This window comes from Spirosoma arcticum (assembly GCF_054779955.1).
This window is the reverse complement of sequence record NZ_BAAGXG010000059.1, coordinates 1-1126: the sequence shown is the minus strand read 5'-3', so window position 1 is coordinate 1126 and position 1126 is coordinate 1. Positions and strand designations below refer to the sequence as shown.

2 protein-coding genes are annotated in these 1126 nt (G+C 52.2%); both read right to left on the bottom strand.

Features of this window, described 5'->3' with window-relative positions; all coding sequences use genetic code 11:
* Positions 1 to 399, bottom strand: a 399-nt coding sequence (locus tag ACYVHB_RS32850; RefSeq protein WP_461056319.1) for a hypothetical protein, incomplete at its 3' end; no start/stop codon positions are given.
* 51 nt (positions 400 to 450) lie between these two features.
* Positions 451 to 759 carry a hypothetical protein gene (locus ACYVHB_RS32845; protein WP_461056317.1) on the bottom strand — a complete coding sequence of 103 codons (309 nt, stop codon included), beginning with the start codon at positions 757 to 759 and terminating at the stop codon, positions 451 to 453.
* Positions 760 to 1126: the final 367 nt, after the last annotated feature.

Here is a 1126-nt window from a genome sequence, read left to right as displayed (position 1 = left end):
CAAATGTTGCCACCTGGACGGCGAAACGCCCATACCCTCTTGCAGACTGGCCATGTCGTCGTGGATTGACCGAATGAAGTAGGGTTTAACTTCGGGAGCCAACTCCACGTAATAATGTCTAATCCGGTTGATACCGCAGCCAATCACCAGATCCTCTATGCATATCTGCAAGACCCGTTCGAATGTGAAAATACCCAGGAAGAGCAAGGCGGGGAACAGAACCAGGCCGAAAAGAAAAAAGGACTGGCCCATGTCGGACACCTGACCGATGAGCGCCAACGCAACGACGCCACTCGAAACGGTAGCCAGGAAGAGGGCACAACGCCCGTTTGCTTCCATGATGGTGGCCGACCTTGCTGTCTGCAAGGTGAAGTGCTCGGTCGTCAGAAATTGGAGCACCTGTTGTGGATCTGCTTTTTCGGGGGGGGTATCCATACCGTTTTCTTTTTTTCAGTTTGCCCGCGTCATGATGGCATCGTAGCCCATTTTCACGCCGTCTTGTGTCCAGTCCCAGCGACCCGTGAACGTGTTGTCATCGTTGCTAAACTCAGCGACAAACTGACCCTTGCGACCCGGTATGTCAATGGAGACGGTGTGCGTCTGGCCGTCCGCCCGGTACGTATATTCGAGTAGATTACCCGTGTTACTGAAGTAATGCGATTTGAGGGTCTTGCTTTCCGCATCGTAACCAATGAACTCAGTCCCCCTGGCACCACCGTCCAGATCAACGGCCTGAATCAGAAAGAAGCCGCCTTCCATCCACCTGAAGGTAATTTGTCCCTGGGCTTCGCCGGATACCTGCCACGTGCCGACCAGTCTATCTAAGCAGGATTCGGCTCCGGTTGTTGTTTAGTGCTATCCTTTGTCATGGCAATTTCGTTTATGGTTTAGACCCTGTTGCCTGTCGGCAAAGGTGCCGTGTCTGCCGCTACCCAACCATGACTTCGGTCAGCCCATAATCTGATTCGCACCCTGGTGGGCGTATTCGGTTATGAGATATACAACATTCACTCGACTGATTTATGAACCATTACTTGCCGCAAATTGCCGGAATAATTGGCCTATCAGGGTATGCGCTCCTTTTTGTGGGCCTGCTGAAAACTAAAATCGAGCAGAGTTTTGCCGC

What these genes read in the sequence shown, in the direction of transcription:
- ACYVHB_RS32845 (WP_461056317.1), bottom strand. Translation starts at nt 759, where the DNA reads ATGGAAGGCGGCTTCTTTCTGATTCAGGCCGTTGATCTGGACGGTGGT.